Raw genomic sequence first — 16,413 nt, forward strand, 5'->3', positions numbered from 1 at the left:
GTGCATGCGCTGCGCTACTGCGCCGAACGCAGTTCCCGCCTGAGGATCTTCCCACTAGCCGTCTTCGGGAGTTCGGCCAGGATCTCGACCTCGCGCGGATACTTGTACGCCGCCAGCCGCTCCTTGCAGTACGCACCCAGCTCACCGGGCTCGATCACCGCTCCGGGCCGCAGGCTGACGTACGCCCGGACGGTCTCGCCGCGGTACGCGTCGGGGACACCGACGACGGCCGCTTCCCGCACCGCCGGGTGGGTGTACAGGACATCTTCCACCTCGCGCGGCCAGACCTTGAAGCCGGAGGCGTTGATCATGTCCTTCTTGCGGTCGACGACGTACAGCCAGCCGTCGCGGTCCATGAAGCCGATGTCGCCGGTCCGCAGCTCACCGTCCGGGAAGGCGGCGGCGGTCGCCTCGGGCAGCCGCCAGTAGCCGGAGACGACCTGGGGACCTCGGACGGCGATCTCGCCCTGCTCACCGAACGGCACCTCGTCGCCGTTCTCGTCGAGGATCCGGACGACCGTGTCGGGGCCCGGAACGCCGACGGAGAGCGTCCCGGAGACCGGGTCGACGGGGGCTTCCCGCTCGGGCGGTACGGACGCACAGGGCGCCGTGCACTCGGTGAGACCGTAGCCGTTGCGGATGTACGGGCCGAAGCCGTCCCGGAACTTCTCCACGAGTGCGGGCGGCAGCGGTGCGCCGCCGGAGGACAGGATCCGGAACGAGGCGAAGTGCTCGGGTGTCACGCCCGGGGTGGCGGCGAGCGCCATGAAGGCCGTCGACGGACCGACGGTGTACGCGGGGCGGTGCTCGGCGAACGCGTCGAGGACGACACCGGGGTGGAAGCGGTACGCGAGGACGAGCGTGCCGGCGTTGGTGAGACAGGCCGCCAGCTGGCACACCATGCCGGTGATGTGGAAGAGCGGGGCGAGCGCGAAGTACGCGGAGCCCTCGGGAACCGGGTGTCCGGTGCGCTGGCGCTCGGCGTTGACCATGATGTTGCCGTGGGAGTTCATGGCGCCCTTGGGGGCGCCGCTGGTCCCGGACGTGTAGCTGATCAGCGCCACGTCGGCGGAGTCGAGTTCACGGCCGTCGGGGGCGGCGAGCCCGCTGCGGGCGACGGCCACCAGGTCGTCGGTGTCGCCGGGGACGGGCAGCCGCTCGAAATTCAGGACGCGTTCGTCGTTCTGGCTCTGCAGGTCGAGCTCGCAGGCGGTGAGCGCGAACCGCACGGACGGGGCCGCCGCCGCGGTGTCCCGCAGATACGCCTCCCACGCCCGGTCCGCGCAGATCAGCGCGGTGACCTCGGCGTCCTTCAGCACATGCCCGACCTCGCCGGACTTGTACATCGGGTTGAGCGGGACCACGGTCGCGCCGGCCTTCCAGGCACCGAGCAGGGCGAGCACGAACTGCGGGGAGTTCTGCAGCATGATCGCGACCCGGTCGCCGCGCTCCAGCCCCTTCGCGGCGAGGTGACCGGCCACGGAGTCGGAAAGCGCGTCGGTCTCGCGGTAACCGAGCCGTCCGTCGAAGTAGGCGAGCGCCGGGTGCTCGGGAGCGCGGGCGGCGGAGGCGCGGAAGGCGTGCACCAGGGTCCGGGCGGGGCTGACCGGGGCCCGCTGGGCCTCGCTGAGCAGGGAAATCCAGGGCTTCGCCGCGTAGACGGACCCGGTGTCGGTGTCGGACTCGGTCATGCGCCGGTCTCCTCCCACTTCTGCTGAAGGTGGTTCATGCTGCCGAGCCAGTGGTCGGTGTCCTTGGTGCGGGCCCGGTAGTACCCGGCGACCTCGGGGTGCGGCAGGACGAGGAAGCGGTCCTCGGCCATGGCGTCGAAGAGCGCGTCGGCGACGGCCTCCGGCTCGATGGCGCTGGGGGCGAGCACGAGCTCGCCGGCCGACCCCGCGGCGGTGAGCATGTCCGTGCGCACGCCCTGCGGGCAGATCGCGTGGACCTTGATGCCGCGGTGGCGGTAGGTCAGCGAGAGCCATTCGGCGAAGGCGACGACCCCGTGCTTGGTGACGCTGTACGGCGCCGCACCGATCATCGTCAGCAGCCCGGCGGCGGACGCGGTGGAGACGAACCGGCCGCTGCCGCGCTCCAGCCAGTCCGGCAGCAGCGCCCTGGCCGCGCGGACATGGGCCATCACATTGACGTCCCAGGCCGCTGCCCAGACGTCCTCGTCGGCGAAGACGTCGCCGGGCGAGGCGAGGCCCGCGTTGGCGCAGTAGATGTCGACGGTGCCGTCCAGCGCGTCCCGGGCGGCGTCCACGATCCGTGAGGCGTCACCGGCGACGGCGGTGCCGCCGATCTCCTCGGCCAGCGCCTTGATCCGGGCCTCGTCGAGGTCGTTGACGACGACCCTCGCGCCCTCCGCGGCGAATCTGCGGGCCAGAGCGGCGCCGATGCCGCCTCCGGCTCCGGTGACCACCACGCCCGCGCCCTGCACCGTACTCATCGGGTCCCGCCTCTCTCAGCCGACTTCCCCAGCAGACTAACCAGTCGGTATGTCGTCCGGGAAGGGCTTGGCCCGGGTTGTCGCCACTCCTGTCACAGCGGTAGCGTCCGGCACGTTCCCCGGAGCGCTTCCGCGCGCTAGCGTGCGTGACCATGACAGTTGAAGCGATCATGGAGGTAGCCGAATGAGCCTGTCCAGACGTGGTCTGCTGGCCGCTGGTGGTGCAGTCGGAGCCGTCGCAGCGACGGCCGCAGGAACCGGAACGGCGGCAGCGGGACCCGTGCCCGGCAAGGGACAGGGCGCCGGACGGAACCGTCTGCGCACCGGCTTCGACCGGCTGGCCGCGGACGGTTACGCGCTGCTGAAGGGACAGAAGGTCGGGGTCGTCACCAATCCGACCGGGATCACCTCCGATGTCCGCCACATCGTCGATGTGATGCACCCGGACGAGCGGGTGAACCTGGTCGCGGTCTTCGGGCCCGAACACGGCTTCCGCGGCACCGCGCAGGCGGGCGGCTCCGAGGGACGGTACGACGACCCGGCGACCGGGCTCCCTGTCTACGACACGTATCTGAAGAGCGGGCAGCCGCTCGCCGACGTCTTCACCGCGTCCGGCGTGGACACGATCGTCTTCGACATCCAGGACGCGGGCGCGCGCTTCTACACGTACATCTGGACGCTGTACGACTGCATGGAGGCGGCGGCCCTCGCGGGCAAGCGATTCGTCGTGCTGGACCGGCCGAACCCGGTGACCGGGCGGGCGGCGCTCGGGCCGGTCCTCGACCCGGCGTTCTCGACGTTCGTGGGGCGCCGGGAGATAGCGCAGGCGCACGGCATGACGGTCACCGAGCTGGCGCTGCTCTTCAACGCGGAGTTCCTGGCCGAGCGGCCGGTCGAGCTGGACATCGTGACGATGTCGGGGTGGCGGCGCTCGGACTTCTTCGACGAGACGGGGCTGCCGTGGGTCCCGCCGAGCCCGAACATGCCGACGCCCGACACCGCACTGGTGTACTCCGGGACCTGCCTCTTCGAGGGCACGAACCTCTCCGAGGGGCGCGGCACGACGCGGCCGTTCGAACTGCTCGGCGCGGAGGGCATCGACTACCGGTGGGCCGAGGCCGCGAACGCGCTGGACCTGCCCGGAGTCGCGTTCCGTGAGGCGTACTTCGCGCCGACGTTCTCCAAGTTCCAGGGAAAGACGGTCGGCGGGGTGCAGCTGCACGTGCAGGACCGGGAGGTGTTCGACCCGGTACGCACCGGGATCGCCCTGCTGGTGACGGCGAAGCAGTCGTGGAGCGGGTTCGCGTGGCGCTCGGACAACTGGATCGACAAGCTCACCGGGAACACGCGGGTCCGCACGATGATCGACGCGGGCGCGGACACGGACGAGGTGGTGGGCGCCTGGGCGGCGGACCTCGCCGCGTTCCGGGCGATGCGGAAGAAGTACTTGCAGTACCGATGAGACCGGGGGACGTCCGGCGGCCGGTGCTTCCGTCCCCGATCGCCGGACGCGCCGCGGTGTTCGCCGGGCGGGCCCGGAAGCCCGGGCCCGCCCGGCGTACGGTTGCGTCCTCGGACGCCGGAAGGGACTGTGGTGAACCGCCGTGCGGACCCGGGTGGTTCGCCGCGTGCGCTGCCGTCGGCCGCCGGACGGGCCCGAGGAGTGGGCCCGCCCGGCGATCGAGGGCGCACGACCGGTGGCCACGCTCTACCGGTGGGCGGGGAACTCCACCACCTGCTGGTACGTCGGGCGGTTCTGCCAGTGGATCGCCTTCTGGCTGATTCCGCCCAGCGCCCGGTGAACGATCGAGTCCGTGCACCACTGCTCGCCGGCCTTGCAGCTGTCATCACCGGGGTAGACCTCGGTGGCCGGTTCGGCCGCCGCCTGCTTCAGGGAGGCGAGCAGGGTGGCGCGGCAGCTGCTCAGGTCGCCGTTTCCGCAGTACGTCCTGGCGAGCGGCCCCTTGACCGGCTGACCGAGGACCTGGCGCAGGTCCTTGTCCACGAAGCCCCACCAGCCGTACTGGAACGCCGATCCGCTGTGCGCACCGCTCGGGCCGTGGCTGGCGGCCGGGGACTCGTCGGTGGCGAGGGCGGCGGTCAGCGCCCCGTACAGGTCGGCGCCGAGACCCGGCCCGAACTCCGCCTGGACCAGCTTCGGCCACCACGCGTCCATGATCCGTACCGCGTCCGCGTCGGTGTACGTGTGCGAGCCGGGGCTCGTCTCCTTGCGCTGCGAGCCCGACGCCCGCCAGGACTCCAGTTTCTGGATCGCCGCGTTCAGTTCCGGGTCGGTGACCGGCTGGGAGCGGAGCACCTTCAGCAGTTCGGGCAGCAGCTGCTCGCCGCGCAGATCGGTGAGGGCGGCGTCCGCCATGGCCCGGGTGAGCGAGGCGCGGGTGACGCCGCCCTGCTCCACCAGCTTCGCCACCCGCTCGTCGAGCAGATCCGCCCGGTGCACCGCGCTGAGGCCGAAGCCCGCGGAGGCGTACCCCTCGGCCTGCTTGTTGTTCCAGGAGACGTAGTAGTCCTGGCCGCTGGAGTGCGGATGCGCGGCGAACGGGGTGTAGTCGGCGCTGTTGGCGACCGGGTCGTAGCCCTGCCATTCGTACGCCTTCTCGGCCTTGACAGGCAGGGCCGGGTCGACGCCCGCGGCGCGCACCGGGTTCATGCCGCTGTTGTAGTAGGCGGCCGTGCGGGAGTCGGCGTAGAACCAGTTGAAGGCGTAGTCGATGTTGCTCACCGCCTGCTGGAAGGAGGCGGCGTCCGTGACGTACGCCGGGTCGTTGAGCAGCTGGAAGCCGATGATCGAGTCGGCCTCGTGGCGGTAGGTGGTGCGCAGCGAGGTGTACGCGACGGGTTTGCCGCCCACGGTGGCGCGGTGGGTGACGATGCCGTACGCGGTCCGCCGGACCTGCATCCGGTAGGAACCCTTCGCCGTGGAGTCGGCGACGGTCGGTGTCCAGGAGTTGGTGCGCTCCAGCGTCTCCATCGCGGTGCAGGTGCCGTGGTGGAGGTAGTGCGTGGAGTCCTTGGCGGGCGTGGAGCCGTCCGGCTCGCACAGCTCGACGGCGTACGTGTCGGTGATGTCCTGGCCCGCCGAGGTGGCGCTCCACGCGTAGTCCTGGCCGCGGCCCATCTGGACGTACATGCCGACGCCGGCGAACGAGACACCGCGGGCGCTGATGCCGGGGCCCTGGAGCTCCTGAAGCATCATCAGCTGGGGGGCGAAGTAGCCGGTCTGCGGGCCGAACACGGCGATCGGGTTTCCGCTCGCGGTGTGCTTGCCGGAGACCAGCAGGGCGTTGGACATGCCGCGCCGCTGCGCGCCGGAGCCGGATCCGGGCAGCGAACCCTCGGGGATGACGCCGTCGTCGTAGATGCCCTGGGCCTGCTTGAGCGCAGCCGGCGCCCTGACGGGGGCCTTCGCGTTCGTGCCGGCGGAGCCGGTGCGGTCGTGGACGAGCGGCTCGGCGGTGACGGAGCCCGGGTCGGGAAGGGCGGTGCCGCGCGCCTCCGCGGGCCTGCCCGCGTACGGGAACGACGTCCCGTCGTGGATCGTCAGCACGGCCTCGGGATCGTTGCGCTGCCGGAACGACTCCCAGACCTCGGTACCTTCGGCGACCCCGTACTTCTGCTGGGCGGACAGCAGCGAGAGCGCCGCCTGTACTTCGCCCCCACCGCCGCCGCCGAACTGGCCGCCGACGACGGAGGCGATCGAGATCAGGTCGGTCAGCTTGAACGGCTGTATCTCACCGAGGTTGGTGATCGCGTCGATCTTGCCGGTGAGAACGTACTCGCCGGGGAAGTAGCGGCCCTTCTTGGACTTCTCGCGGTATGCGTTGATGCCGTCGACGTACGCCTGGGCATCGGCCATGGCCTGCTCGCCCTCGGCGCCCTCGTGGGTCCTGATGTGGTCGACCTGGGCTTCGAGATCGGACTCGGTATAGGGAGCCTGTGGCCAGAACTGCTGCTCCAGACCCTGGTTGGCGAGGGCGCCGCCGGCGAAGGAGGTCAACTCCCCGCGCCCGATGTGCCGGAAGAGGTCCATCAGCCAGAGCCGGTCCTGCCCCGCCGCGAACCCGGCGCCGAACTCGGTGCCGTAGCGGGTGGTGCCCTTGACGTGCGGCACACCGGATGCCTTGTCGCGGGTGATCGTCACGTCCGCGCGGGGCGAGATGACGGACTCGACCCGGTCCTTCGGAACGCCGAACGAGGCGTCGTTGAAGAAGTCGGTCAGCTTCTGGTCGGTGAGACCGGTGTGCCCGGCCACCAGGCCGTTGTACCGGTCGAGTTGGTCGTCGCTGTGCGCGGGGTGCGTACCGAACGCCTGGTTGCCGAGGATCTCGACGAGCGTGGCGTTGCCGTTCTCGCCGGGCGGCAGGATGTCGTCGCACTGCCCCTGGCAGTAGTCGGCGACGGGGACGGGATCCGCTGCCGCGGCCCCGGACTGCGGCGAGGCCGCGAGCAGGGTGGTACCGAGAGCTACGACCGCCGCGATGGCCGCGGCTCTGGACGTGACGGTGCGTGGGGGCATGCGCGCTCCTCCGGAAGGCCTGTGCGCCGGAGGTTACTGACGGTATGACTCGTCGGTAAGGTGAGCATCGGTCACCTTTTCCGAATCATCACACGCCGCCTCGTCCCGGCCGGACATGAGACCGGCCGACCTCCTCCGACGAGGGCCGTCTCAGTCGATGGACGCGTATCACCCTTCGATGGAGCCGGATCGGGTAGTCGTACGTCCATTCCCTGACGTCGAAGTACGAGCGACGGAGGTGGCAGTGCAATGGCCGGTTTCCGGAGTCTTGCGAGACAGGTCCGCGATCCGCGGGGCGACCTGGCGCTGCGGCGGTACTCGCTGCGCAAGTGCCTGGAGAGGTTCGCCCCTTACGGCCACCGGGCGACCTGGAACCATCTGTGCGCCCGGCACCGGATCGAGCCCGAGGACCGGGCCCCCGACCCCGAGCGACTGGTGCACGCCCTGGAGGAGTTGGAGGAGGCCCGGGCCGTCTGGCTGGGGTACGAGGCGGGGTTCGCCGAACGCCGCAGGCGGGAGAAGCACGACGGACTGCGCCGGCCGGGCGCATTCGACGACTGGCACCGGCGCATCTGGGGCGGGAACGGGGTGGCGCGCTGCGGTGATCCGGCGGTCCACCCGACCGCACCACTGGGCGAGGTGCTGGGCCGGCTGATCGCCGCCCTCGAGTCGGAGCCGGGCACGGCCTGCCCGGTGTGTGCGGCCACCGGGATCGTCTGGCGTCAGGACCTCGGCCACGAACCGTGGTCGGGGCCGGTCTGCACGGGCTGCGGGATCGTGGTCCCGCAGCCCGTGCTCACGCCGGGGGCGCTGGCCAGGGCGCAGCGGCCGCGGCGGACGGGTCTGGCCTCCGCGGCATGAGGGAGCACCGGGCGGCGGCCCCGGCCGCCGCCCCTATCGGCAGTCCGCGGACCGGCGCTCCGGCATGAGGCGGGAGCCGCTGATGGTGTCGCCGGTGATGTCGTTCGGGTTGGAGAGCACGCACGTCTCCAGCGACAGGCAGCCGCAGCCGATGCAGTCGGTCAGATGGTCGCGCAACCGGCCCAGCTGCTTGATCCGCTCGTCGAGTTCGGAGCGCCAGGTTCCGGAGAGCCGCGCCCAGTCGTCGCGGGTCGGGGTGCGCTCCTCCGGGAGCTCGGCCAGCGCGTCGCGGATCGTGGCCAGCGGTATGCCGACGCGTTGGGCCGCGCGGACGAAAGCGACCCGGCGCAGCGCGTCCCGGCTGTAGCGGCGCTGGTTGCCACTGGTGCGGCGGCTGCTGATCAGGCCCTTGCTCTCGTAGAAGTGCAGGGCCGAAACGGCCGCGCCGCTGCGCGCGGAGAGCTGGCCGACCGTGAGTTCCTGGAGTGTCTGTGGGATCTGGGGCACCCCTCGAACCCTACGTGCACTCCTCGGGAACGGTCCGTCGTTGACAGGAACGCACCGCCCAACCATGCTGAGCAAGCGCTTAGACAGTAGGCGATGAAGGACAAGTCATGACGACGGACGGTCAAGAGCGGGAAGGCAGGACCAGGGACATGGCAGAGCCGAGGATCTTCACGTCCGCGCAGGAGCTGCGCGACGGGGTGGGCGAGCAGCTGGGTCACAGCGACTGGCTGGAGATCGACCAGAAGAGGGTCGATCTCTTCGCCGACGCCACCGGTGACCACCAGTGGATCCACGTGGACCCGGAGCGTGCCGCGGCCGGCCCGTTCGGCACGACGATCGCGCACGGCTATCTCACGCTCTCGCTGCTCCCGGCGCTCGTCCCGCAGATCATGCGGGTCGAGGGCATGAAGATGGGCATCAACTACGGCACCAACAAGGTCCGCTTCCCGTCCACCGTGCCGGTGGGCTCACGCCTGCGGGCGACGGCCGCCCTCAAGAGCGTCGAGGAGGCCGGCGGCGGCGTCCAGGTCACGGCCGTCGTCACGGTCGAGCGCGAGGGCGGCGACAAGCCGGTCTGCGTCGCCGAGTCGGTGTCGCGCTACTACTTCTGAGCCCGCGGACCGGGCTGCCGGGCCCGCGGGCCCGGCCCCGCCCTACCGCTGGACCGCGACCATGCGCAGAACGAGGTCGGCGTACAGAGCGCCGACCTCGTCCGGCGTCCGGCTCCCCTGCGCGCTGAACCAGCGCGCCACATCGATGCACAACGAGAGCACGGCGAGCGTGGTGCCCGGGATGTCCGGGACGTCGAACTCCCCCGCCTGCACCCCCTCGCTGATGATCCGGCGGATCACCGCGTCGCTCCTGCGGCGCAGCGCGACGATCTCGGTGCGGTGCTCCGGGCCGAGGGCGTCGAGTTCGTACTGGACCACGCGGGCGGTGGTGTGCCCTTCGGCGTGCCAGCGGACGAAGGAGCGCACGGCCTCGGCGAGCCGCTCGGACGCCGTGCCCTCACCGTCCGCGGCCGTCTCCAGGATCAGCAGGGCCCGGTCGTGACCGATCCTGCTGATCCGGTGGAGCAGCTCTTCCTTCGTCTTGTAGTGGATGTAGAGCGCCGCAGGACTCATCCCGGCGCGGCTCGCGATGTCACGGGTGGTGGTCGCGTGGTACCCCCGCTCGGCGAAGGCGTCGACGGCCGCGACGAGGAGCCGCCTGGCCGCCTCGGGCGTCACTTCGCCCCACGGCGCGCTGTCGCCGCCGGTCTCCTCCGCCGTGCTCATCGTCACCGACCCCTTCCCTTCAGCAGGACGAACACCATACCCCGAACCTGAGCAAGCGCTTAGGGAATGTCCGCGGGTTCCGGTGACCGGGAGGATCAGAGCTTCTGGAAGGGATCGTGCTCGGCAAGGATCTTCTCGAGCCGGGCCTGGTCCACCCGGCTGACGATCTGCCCCGCCTCCTGACGGTCCCGGATGACCTTGGCAAGGGTGAAGCAGGACGTGACGAGATAGAGGACGCCGATGGCGAGGAAGCCCCGCACCCAGGCGTTCGCATCGAGGAAGTAGATACCGAGGGCCACCGCGCCCATCGCCACCCCGAAGGATGCGACGGCCTGCCCGTAGAAGGCCGCGGTGCTCTGCTGCTTGACCGTTGTCGTCTCACTCATGGCGGACAGCATCGGCCACTGTGGCGCCCGCCACATCCGCCCCCGTACTCAGTTCGGTACTCAGCCGCCCGTTCGGGTGATCGGAGCTCGGCACCGGCGTCGGGACGGTGGGTACTGCCAAGCTTCTTCCATGACTGACATGACCGAGAAGAGCGGCTCGGTAGAGGGAGAGCACGTCCGCGAGGGGAAGTACGCACGCGTCGAACGGGAGAGGCGGTTCCTGCTCGCGGGGCCGCCGAGCCCCTCGTCCGCCGTCGCCGTCCGGTCGATCACCGATCGCTATCTGGTGGGCACGCGTCTGCGGCTGAGGTGCGAGGAGCGTCCGGACCTCGATGCCCGTACGTACAAGCTCACCCAGAAGGTGCCCACCGAGCTGCCGGGTCCCGTTCAGGGCCTGACGACGAACATCTACCTGTCCCCGGACGAATATCGGCTGCTCGCCTCCCTGCCTGCCGCCGTGCTGGTCAAGACGCGCTTCAGCGTCCCTCCCCTCGGCGTCGACGTCTTCGGTCCTCCGCTGCACGGCCTGGTCATGGCGGAGGCGGAGTTCACCGACGACGCGGACGCGGAAGCATTTGCGCCGCCCCCGGAGTGTGTCGCCGAGGTCACCGACGACGCACGCTTCACCGGTGGCAGCCTCGTCCGGGCGTCCCGGAGCGAGGTTCTGGCCTGGCTCGCCGCGTACGGGATCCGGCCGGACTCCCCGACCGGGTAGGACGACGTCCCGTACGGGCACCGCGCCCCGGGCCCGGGTCCCGCTCAGAAGGCGGAGACCCCCGTGAGCGCCCGGCCGATGATCAGCTTCTGGATCTGACTGGTGCCCTCGTAGAGCGTCATCACCCGGGCGTCGCGCAGCAGCTTGCCGACCGGGTACTCGTCGATGTAGCCGTAGCCGCCGAAGACCTGCAGGGCGTTGCTGGCCGCGCGGACGGCTGCCTCGGAGGCGAAGAGCTTCGCCTTGGACGCCGCGGTGGCGAAGTCCTCGCCGCGGTCGATCAGGTCGGCGACCCGCCAGGTCAGCAGCCGGGCGGCGTCCACGTCCACCGCGATGTCGCTGATCAGTTCCTGGACGAGCTGGTAGCCCGCGATGGGCTTGCCGAACTGCTCGCGCTCGCCCGCGTACCCCACGGCGGCGTCGAGCGCGGCCTGGGCGATCCCGACGCAGCCTGCCGCGACCGACATCCTCCCCTTGGCCAGGGCGGACATGGCGATCGAGAAGCCCTTGCCCTCGGGGCCCAGGAGCGTGGTGGCGGGAACGCGGACGTCCTCCAGGACCACTTCGGCGGTGGCCTGGCCGCGCAGACCGAGCTTGCCGTGGATGGTGCGGCGGGTGAGGCCGGGAGTGTCGGTGGGCACCAGGAATGCGGATATGCCCTTGTGGCCGGGGGTGTCATTGGTGCGGGCGAAGAGCAGCACGACGTCGGCCCAGGTGCCGTTGGTGATGAACATCTTGGTGCCGTTGATGACATACGAGTCGCCGTCGCGGACGGCCTTCGTCGTCAGGTTCCCGGCGTCCGAGCCGGTGCCGGGCTCGGTGAGGCCGAAGCAGCCGATCGCCTCGCCCGCGGTGAGCCGGGGCAGCCACTGCTGCTTCTGCTTCTCGTCGCCCCAGGTGGCGATGGTCTTGGTGACCAGCCCCAAGGAGACCGAGACGATGCCGCGGACCGAGGAGTCGCCGCGGCCGAGTTCCTCGGTGACCAGGCAGTACGCCAGGTGGTCGCCGCCCGAGCCGCCGTACTCCTCGGGGACGGTCAGCCCGAGGAAGCCGAGGGAACCCAGCTTCTTGACGATCGACCTGTCGACATTCTCGGCGCGGTCCCACTCGACGACATGCGGGGCGATCTCGCGGGCGACGAAGTCCTTGGCGAGCTGCCGGGCGGCTTCCTGCTCCTCGCTGAGCTCCAGGTTCATCCTTCGGTTCTCCCACTTTTAATTAGCACTGCTAGTTTTACGTTTGCAGGCCCTACTATGTGCCGCATGGCCCGACCGCGCAAGCCCCTCCTCAGCAGAGACCGCATCGTCGAGACGGCGAGCGCGCTCGTGGACGCCGAGGGGCTCGACGCCGTCTCCACCCGCCGGCTCGCGGCCGAACTCGGGGTCAGCGGACCCTCGCTGTACAACCACTTCCGCAACAAGGACGAGATCCTGGACGCGGTCGCGGACGCCGTGTCCGCACAGGTCGATCTGTCGATGTTCGACGAGTCCGACGGCCGCGACTGGCGTGCCGCCCTGCACGACTGGGCGGTCTCCTATCGTGCGGCGCTGACCGCGCACCCGCACATCGTCCCCGTACTGGCCCAGGGCCCCGGCCGCCGTCCGGCCGGGCTGCGGGTCGCCGACGCGGCCTTCGGCGCCATGGTCCGAGCGGGATGGCCGCCCGCCCAGGCCACGTACATCGGCGCACTCATGCGGTACTTCATCACCGGCTCGGCACTGGGCTCGTTCGCGCGCGGCTTCGTCGACGACGAGACGGCGTACGACCCCGCCGACTATCCGCACCTCGGCCAGGCCCACCTGCTGGCCGACCGCCGCCAGCAGGTCGACGAGGGTGCGTTCGAGACCGGGCTGCGGGCCCTGCTCGACGGACTCGCCCTGCAGTACCGGCAGCGCCGCACCCCGGATGCGGCCCGGCCGGCACCGGAGCGTTCCTGACATCTCCCGAGCGGTTGTTCCCCGGCTCATCTCGCTCAACAATTCGGCGAGAGTCGAACCGTTGTTCGCTTAGAGTCGGGCGCATGACGACGACACCCACACCGGCCTCCACCCACACGGGCCGCAACCGGCGGGCGACCGCCGCGGCCTGCACCACCGTGGCGCTGTGGGCCTCCGCCTTCGTCTCCATCCGGAGCGCGGGCGACGCCTACTCCCCCGGTGCGCTCGCACTCGGCCGACTGCTGGCAGGTTCGCTCACGCTCGGCGTGATCCTTCTCGTACGCCGCGAGGGACTGCCGGCCAGGGCGGCGTGGCCGGGCATCGTGGCGTCCGGACTGCTCTGGTTCGGGCTCTACATGGTGGTGCTCAACTGGGGCGAGCAGCAGGTCGACGCGGGCACGGCGGCCATGGTCGTGAACATCGGCCCGATCCTGATCGCCCTGCTCGGCGCCCGGCTGCTGGGCGAGGGCCTGCCGCGCATGCTGCTGGTGGGGATGGGCGTGTCGTTCGCGGGCGCCGTGGTGGTCGGCCTCTCCATGTCGGGACACGGGGGTTCCTCGGTGCTCGGCGTGGCGCTCTGTCTGCTGGCGGCGGTGGCGTACGCGGCCGGGGTGGTCGCCCAGAAGCCGGCGCTGCGGCACGGCTCGGCGCTGCAGATCACCACGTTCGGCTGCCTGGTCGGTACGGCCGCCTGTCTGCCGTTCTCCGGCGTGCTGGTCTCCGAGGTGGCCGACGCACCGGTGTCCGCGACGCTGAACATGGTCTATCTGGGCATCTTCCCCACCGCTCTGGCCTTCACCACCTGGGCCTATGCGCTCGCCCGCACGACGGCCGGCCGGATGGGCGCCACCACCTACGCGGTGCCAGCCCTGGTGGTGCTGATGTCGTGGCTGCTGCTCGACGAGGTGCCCGCGCTGTTCACGGTCGGCGGCGGCCTGCTCTGCCTGGCAGGGGTGGCGGTCTCCCGTATGCATCCGCAGACTGGACGTCGTAACAGTCCGGCCCCGCCGGTGGAGGGAGGCCGTCATGACCAGGAGCACCCGGGGTCCGAGCGGCCCCAGGAAGGCGAAGAAGAAACGAGCGGCCGACGACGCTGAGCACCGGCAGGCCGCCCTCGACTGGGCGGCCCGCCACGGCGGCCCCGAGCTCGCGGCGTTCGGCGTGGTCGACAGCGGCGACGACGATCCGGTCCTGGTGACGCCCGACGGCCGGGCGCGCGACGCCTGGCGCGAGGACTATCCGTACGACCACAAGCTCGGCCGGAAGGCGTACGAGAGGGACAAGCGCGCGCTGCAGATCGAGCTGCTCAAGTTCCAGCACTGGGTGAAGGAGCGCGACCAGCGGCTCATCATCATCTTCGAGGGGCGCGACGCGGCGGGCAAGGGCGGCACGATCAATCGCTTCACCGAGCACCTCAACCCCCGTGGTGCGCGGGTGGTGGCACTGGAGAAGCCCACCGAACGCGAGCGCACCCAGTGGTATTTCCAGCGGTACACGGCGCATCTTCCGAGCGCCGGGGAGATCGTGCTCTTCGACCGGTCCTGGTACAACCGGGCAGGTGTGGAGCGGGTGATGGGGTTCTGCACGACCCGCGAGTACCTCGAGTTCATGCACCAGGCACCGAGCTTCGAGCGGATGCTCGCCCGGGACGGCATCCATCTGGTGAAGTTCTGGTTCTCCGTGTCCCGCAACGAGCAGCGCAACCGGTTCATGATCCGCCAGATAGATCCCGTACGGCAGTGGAAGCTCAGCCCGGTCGACCTCGCGTCGCTGGACAAGTGGGACGCGTACACGGAGGCCAAGGAGCTGATGCTGTTCCACACGGACACGGCGGACGCGCCCTGGACCGTGGTGAAGAGCAACGACAAGAAGCGGGCCAGGCTGGAGGCGATCCGGCATGTGCTGTACCGCTTCGACTACCCGGACAAGGACACGACCGTGGTCCGCGAGCCGGACCCGCTGATCGTGGGCTCGGCCTCGCGGCTCTTCGAGCAGGGCGAGATGGGCGCCCGGCTGCTCTCCGCGGGCCGCACAAAGGCGGGGCCGACGGCGTGAGCCCGGATCGGAGCCCCACGAGGACCCACGTGGTCGACGGCCACGGGATGCGGTCCGGCCGGTCCGCCCGGTGTCCGTCATGGTGAGGTCGGACGGCTCCGGCACCGGGGGGGAGGCACCGGTGCCGGAGCGGACGGGGTCAGGGAGTCCTGATCAGCGTGGACCCGCCCGTCCCGCAAGGACCTTGATGGAGATCAGGGCGATGACGGCCAGGCCGATGATGCAGGCCGCCACCGCCATCGACGTGCCCGTCGCCTCCAGCAGCAGCACCATCACGAACGGGGCGAGGCCGCCGCCGAGAACCGCCGCGATCCGGTAGCCGAGCGAGGCGCCGGTGTAGCGCATCTCGGCCGTGACAGCCCGGCGAACAGCGCCGCCTGCGGGGTGCGGGGACGGGGTGCCCGGCGGGGCCGACCCACCGGTCCGGGGAACGTACTGATCGGACGGTATGCAGGTCAACGGCTCGTGCAGCAGCAGCTTTTACCTGCATATGACATTCGGGCGACCGCGACGAGGAGGGCGGGGCACGCCGAAATCCCCGGCCGCCGCCGAGGCGGCCGGGGTCCCCTCCGGGCATCGGCTAGAAGACCACCAGGGCCCGTCCGCCCTTGCCCGCGATCATGTTGTCGAACGCCGCCGGGATGCCGTCGAGAGTGATGCGCTCCGTCACCAGGGCGCTGAGGTCGAACCGTTCCGCGCGGATGTGGTCGGCCAGGACGGGCAGGTCCCGCGCGGGGTCCGCGTTGCCGTAGACACAGCCGGCGAGGGTGCGCCCCCAGTGGAAGATCTCCAGGGCGTTGAAGGTCACCTGCTGGTCCTTGCCGCCGATCCCGACGACCGTGGTGCGGCCGCCGCGCCGGGTGGAGTCCCAGGCACCGCGGATGGTCGCGGGCCGGCCGACGCACTCGACGGCGACGTCCGCGCCCTGCCCGCCGGTGAGCCTGCGGATCGCGCGCGGCGTGGTGTCGGAGGCGATGACGTAGTCGGTTGCGCCCGCCCGGCGGGCGAGCTCCTCCTTCTCCGGGGAGACGTCGACGGCGATGATCTTCGAGGCGCCGGCGATCCGGGCGGACTGGAGCACGGCGAGACCGACGCCACCGATGCCGAAGACGACGACCGTCTCGCCGGCCCGCACCCGGGCGCTGTGGTGGACCGCGCCGTATCCGGTGAGGACCGCGCAGCCGAGCAGGGCGGCGTCGGTCAGCGGGATGCCGTCGGGGGCGGGAAGCGCGCAGTTCGCGGCGACCACCGTCTCCTCGGCGAACGCCGCGACGTTCAGGCCGGGGTGGAGTTCGGTGCCGTCGGCGGTACGGGCGTGGATGTTGCCCGCACCCGTGAGCGCGTCGGCGCACAGCCATACCTCGCCGAGCCCGCAGTGGTGGCAGGTGCCGCAGGACGGCGCCCAGTTGAGTACGACACCGTCGCCGGGCGCGACGTGGGTGACGCCCTCGCCGACGGAGACGACGGTGCCCGCTCCCTCATGGCCGAGGACGGCGGGGACGGGCACCCTCATCGTGCCGTTGGACAGGGACAGGTCGGAGTGACAGACCCCGGCGGCGGCGAGACGGAGCCTCACCTGGCCGGGGCCGGGCTCCGGGAGTTCGATGTCGGTGACCTCCAGGGGAGCTCCGACGGCGGGCAGTACGGCGGCGCGGACCACGGACCGGCTCCTTGCTGATCGGGAGT

15 protein-coding genes and 1 pseudogene are annotated in these 16,413 nt (G+C 70.9%); 7 read left to right on the forward strand and 9 right to left on the reverse strand.

The annotated features are described in order from the left end of the window. Positions 1-14: 14 nt before the first annotated feature. Entirely contained in the window at positions 15-1,691 is a 1,677-nt protein-coding gene (locus tag LRD69_RS04950) for an AMP-binding protein (protein WP_277325322.1), read from the reverse strand. After that, entirely contained in the window at positions 1,688-2,452 is a 765-nt protein-coding gene (locus tag LRD69_RS04955; protein WP_277325323.1) for an SDR family oxidoreductase, read from the reverse strand. Before LRD69_RS04955 ends, LRD69_RS04950 begins: the two co-directional genes overlap by 4 nt. A gap of 184 nt (positions 2,453-2,636) precedes the next feature. Here LRD69_RS04955 and LRD69_RS04960 point away from each other — a divergent pair, with 184 nt between their 5' ends. Further along, complete coding sequence (locus tag LRD69_RS04960; protein ID WP_277325324.1) at positions 2,637-3,914, forward strand: DUF1343 domain-containing protein; 1,278 nt, start codon at positions 2,637-2,639, stop codon at positions 3,912-3,914. Positions 3,915-4,160: 246 nt separating this feature from the next. Here the strand turns inward: LRD69_RS04960 and LRD69_RS04965 are convergent, their stop codons facing one another. Next, the gene (locus LRD69_RS04965) at positions 4,161-6,989 is read right to left on the reverse strand and encodes a penicillin acylase family protein (protein WP_277325325.1); all 2,829 of its coding nucleotides are present in this window, start codon (positions 6,987-6,989) and stop codon (positions 4,161-4,163) included. Between the two features lie 249 nt (positions 6,990-7,238). Here LRD69_RS04965 and LRD69_RS04970 point away from each other — a divergent pair, with 249 nt between their 5' ends. Then, entirely contained in the window at positions 7,239-7,850 is a 612-nt protein-coding gene (locus LRD69_RS04970; RefSeq protein ID WP_277325326.1) for a hypothetical protein, read from the forward strand. A 33-nt stretch (positions 7,851-7,883) separates the two neighbouring features. Here the strand turns inward: LRD69_RS04970 and soxR are convergent, their stop codons facing one another. Further along, entirely contained in the window at positions 7,884-8,357 is a 474-nt protein-coding gene (gene soxR / locus LRD69_RS04975) for a redox-sensitive transcriptional activator SoxR (RefSeq protein WP_277325327.1), read from the reverse strand. A 149-nt stretch (positions 8,358-8,506) separates the two neighbouring features. On the opposite strand from soxR, the gene LRD69_RS04980 reads away from it, so the two are divergent. Next, positions 8,507-8,968: a MaoC family dehydratase gene (locus LRD69_RS04980; protein ID WP_277325328.1), complete on the forward strand. Its 462-nt coding sequence runs from the start codon at positions 8,507-8,509 to the stop codon at positions 8,966-8,968. A gap of 42 nt (positions 8,969-9,010) precedes the next feature. Here LRD69_RS04980 and LRD69_RS04985 read toward each other — a convergent pair whose 3' ends face one another. Then, a complete protein-coding gene (locus LRD69_RS04985) occupies positions 9,011-9,634 on the reverse strand; it encodes a TetR/AcrR family transcriptional regulator (protein ID WP_277325329.1) in 624 nt (207 codons plus the stop codon). Positions 9,635-9,729: 95 nt separating this feature from the next. Continuing rightward, positions 9,730-10,020, reverse strand: coding sequence for a YiaA/YiaB family inner membrane protein (locus LRD69_RS04990; RefSeq protein ID WP_277325330.1), 291 nt, complete (start codon positions 10,018-10,020; stop codon positions 9,730-9,732). Between the two features lie 130 nt (positions 10,021-10,150). On the opposite strand from LRD69_RS04990, the gene LRD69_RS04995 reads away from it, so the two are divergent. Beyond that, positions 10,151-10,735, forward strand: a complete 585-nt coding sequence (locus tag LRD69_RS04995) for a hypothetical protein (protein WP_277325331.1) — start codon at positions 10,151-10,153, stop codon at positions 10,733-10,735. Between the two features lie 44 nt (positions 10,736-10,779). On the opposite strand, the gene LRD69_RS05000 is transcribed toward LRD69_RS04995, so the two are convergent. After that, the gene (locus tag LRD69_RS05000) at positions 10,780-11,931 is read right to left on the reverse strand and encodes an acyl-CoA dehydrogenase family protein (protein WP_277325332.1); all 1,152 of its coding nucleotides are present in this window, start codon (positions 11,929-11,931) and stop codon (positions 10,780-10,782) included. 66 nt (positions 11,932-11,997) lie between these two features. Between LRD69_RS05000 and LRD69_RS05005 the strand changes: the two genes are divergently transcribed. From LRD69_RS05005 to ppk2, 3 genes are all read left to right on the forward strand, one after another. Continuing rightward, positions 11,998-12,672 (forward strand): TetR/AcrR family transcriptional regulator C-terminal domain-containing protein, encoded by a 675-nt coding sequence (locus LRD69_RS05005; RefSeq protein WP_277325333.1) that lies wholly within the window; start codon positions 11,998-12,000, stop codon positions 12,670-12,672. Between the two features lie 83 nt (positions 12,673-12,755). Next, positions 12,756-13,769, forward strand: coding sequence for a DMT family transporter (locus LRD69_RS05010; protein WP_277325334.1), 1,014 nt, complete (start codon positions 12,756-12,758; stop codon positions 13,767-13,769). Continuing rightward, positions 13,699-14,727, forward strand: coding sequence for a polyphosphate kinase 2 (gene ppk2 / locus LRD69_RS05015; protein ID WP_277325335.1), 1,029 nt, complete (start codon positions 13,699-13,701; stop codon positions 14,725-14,727). The genes LRD69_RS05010 and ppk2 overlap by 71 nt, the downstream gene beginning before the upstream one ends. A gap of 153 nt (positions 14,728-14,880) precedes the next feature. On the opposite strand, the pseudogene LRD69_RS05020 reads toward ppk2, so the two are convergent. Together LRD69_RS05020 and LRD69_RS05025 are read right to left on the reverse strand one after the other, a co-directional pair. Next, a pseudogene (locus LRD69_RS05020) lies at positions 14,881-15,110 on the reverse strand (MFS transporter); the annotation flags it as partial. A 197-nt stretch (positions 15,111-15,307) separates the two neighbouring features. Beyond that, a complete protein-coding gene (locus LRD69_RS05025; RefSeq protein ID WP_277325336.1) occupies positions 15,308-16,387 on the reverse strand; it encodes a Zn-dependent alcohol dehydrogenase in 1,080 nt (359 codons plus the stop codon). Between the last annotated feature and the right edge of the window lie 26 nt (positions 16,388-16,413).

Origin of the sequence: Streptomyces sp. JH14 (assembly GCF_029428675.1) — a bacterium.
Taxonomy (GTDB): domain Bacteria; phylum Actinomycetota; class Actinomycetes; order Streptomycetales; family Streptomycetaceae; genus Streptomyces.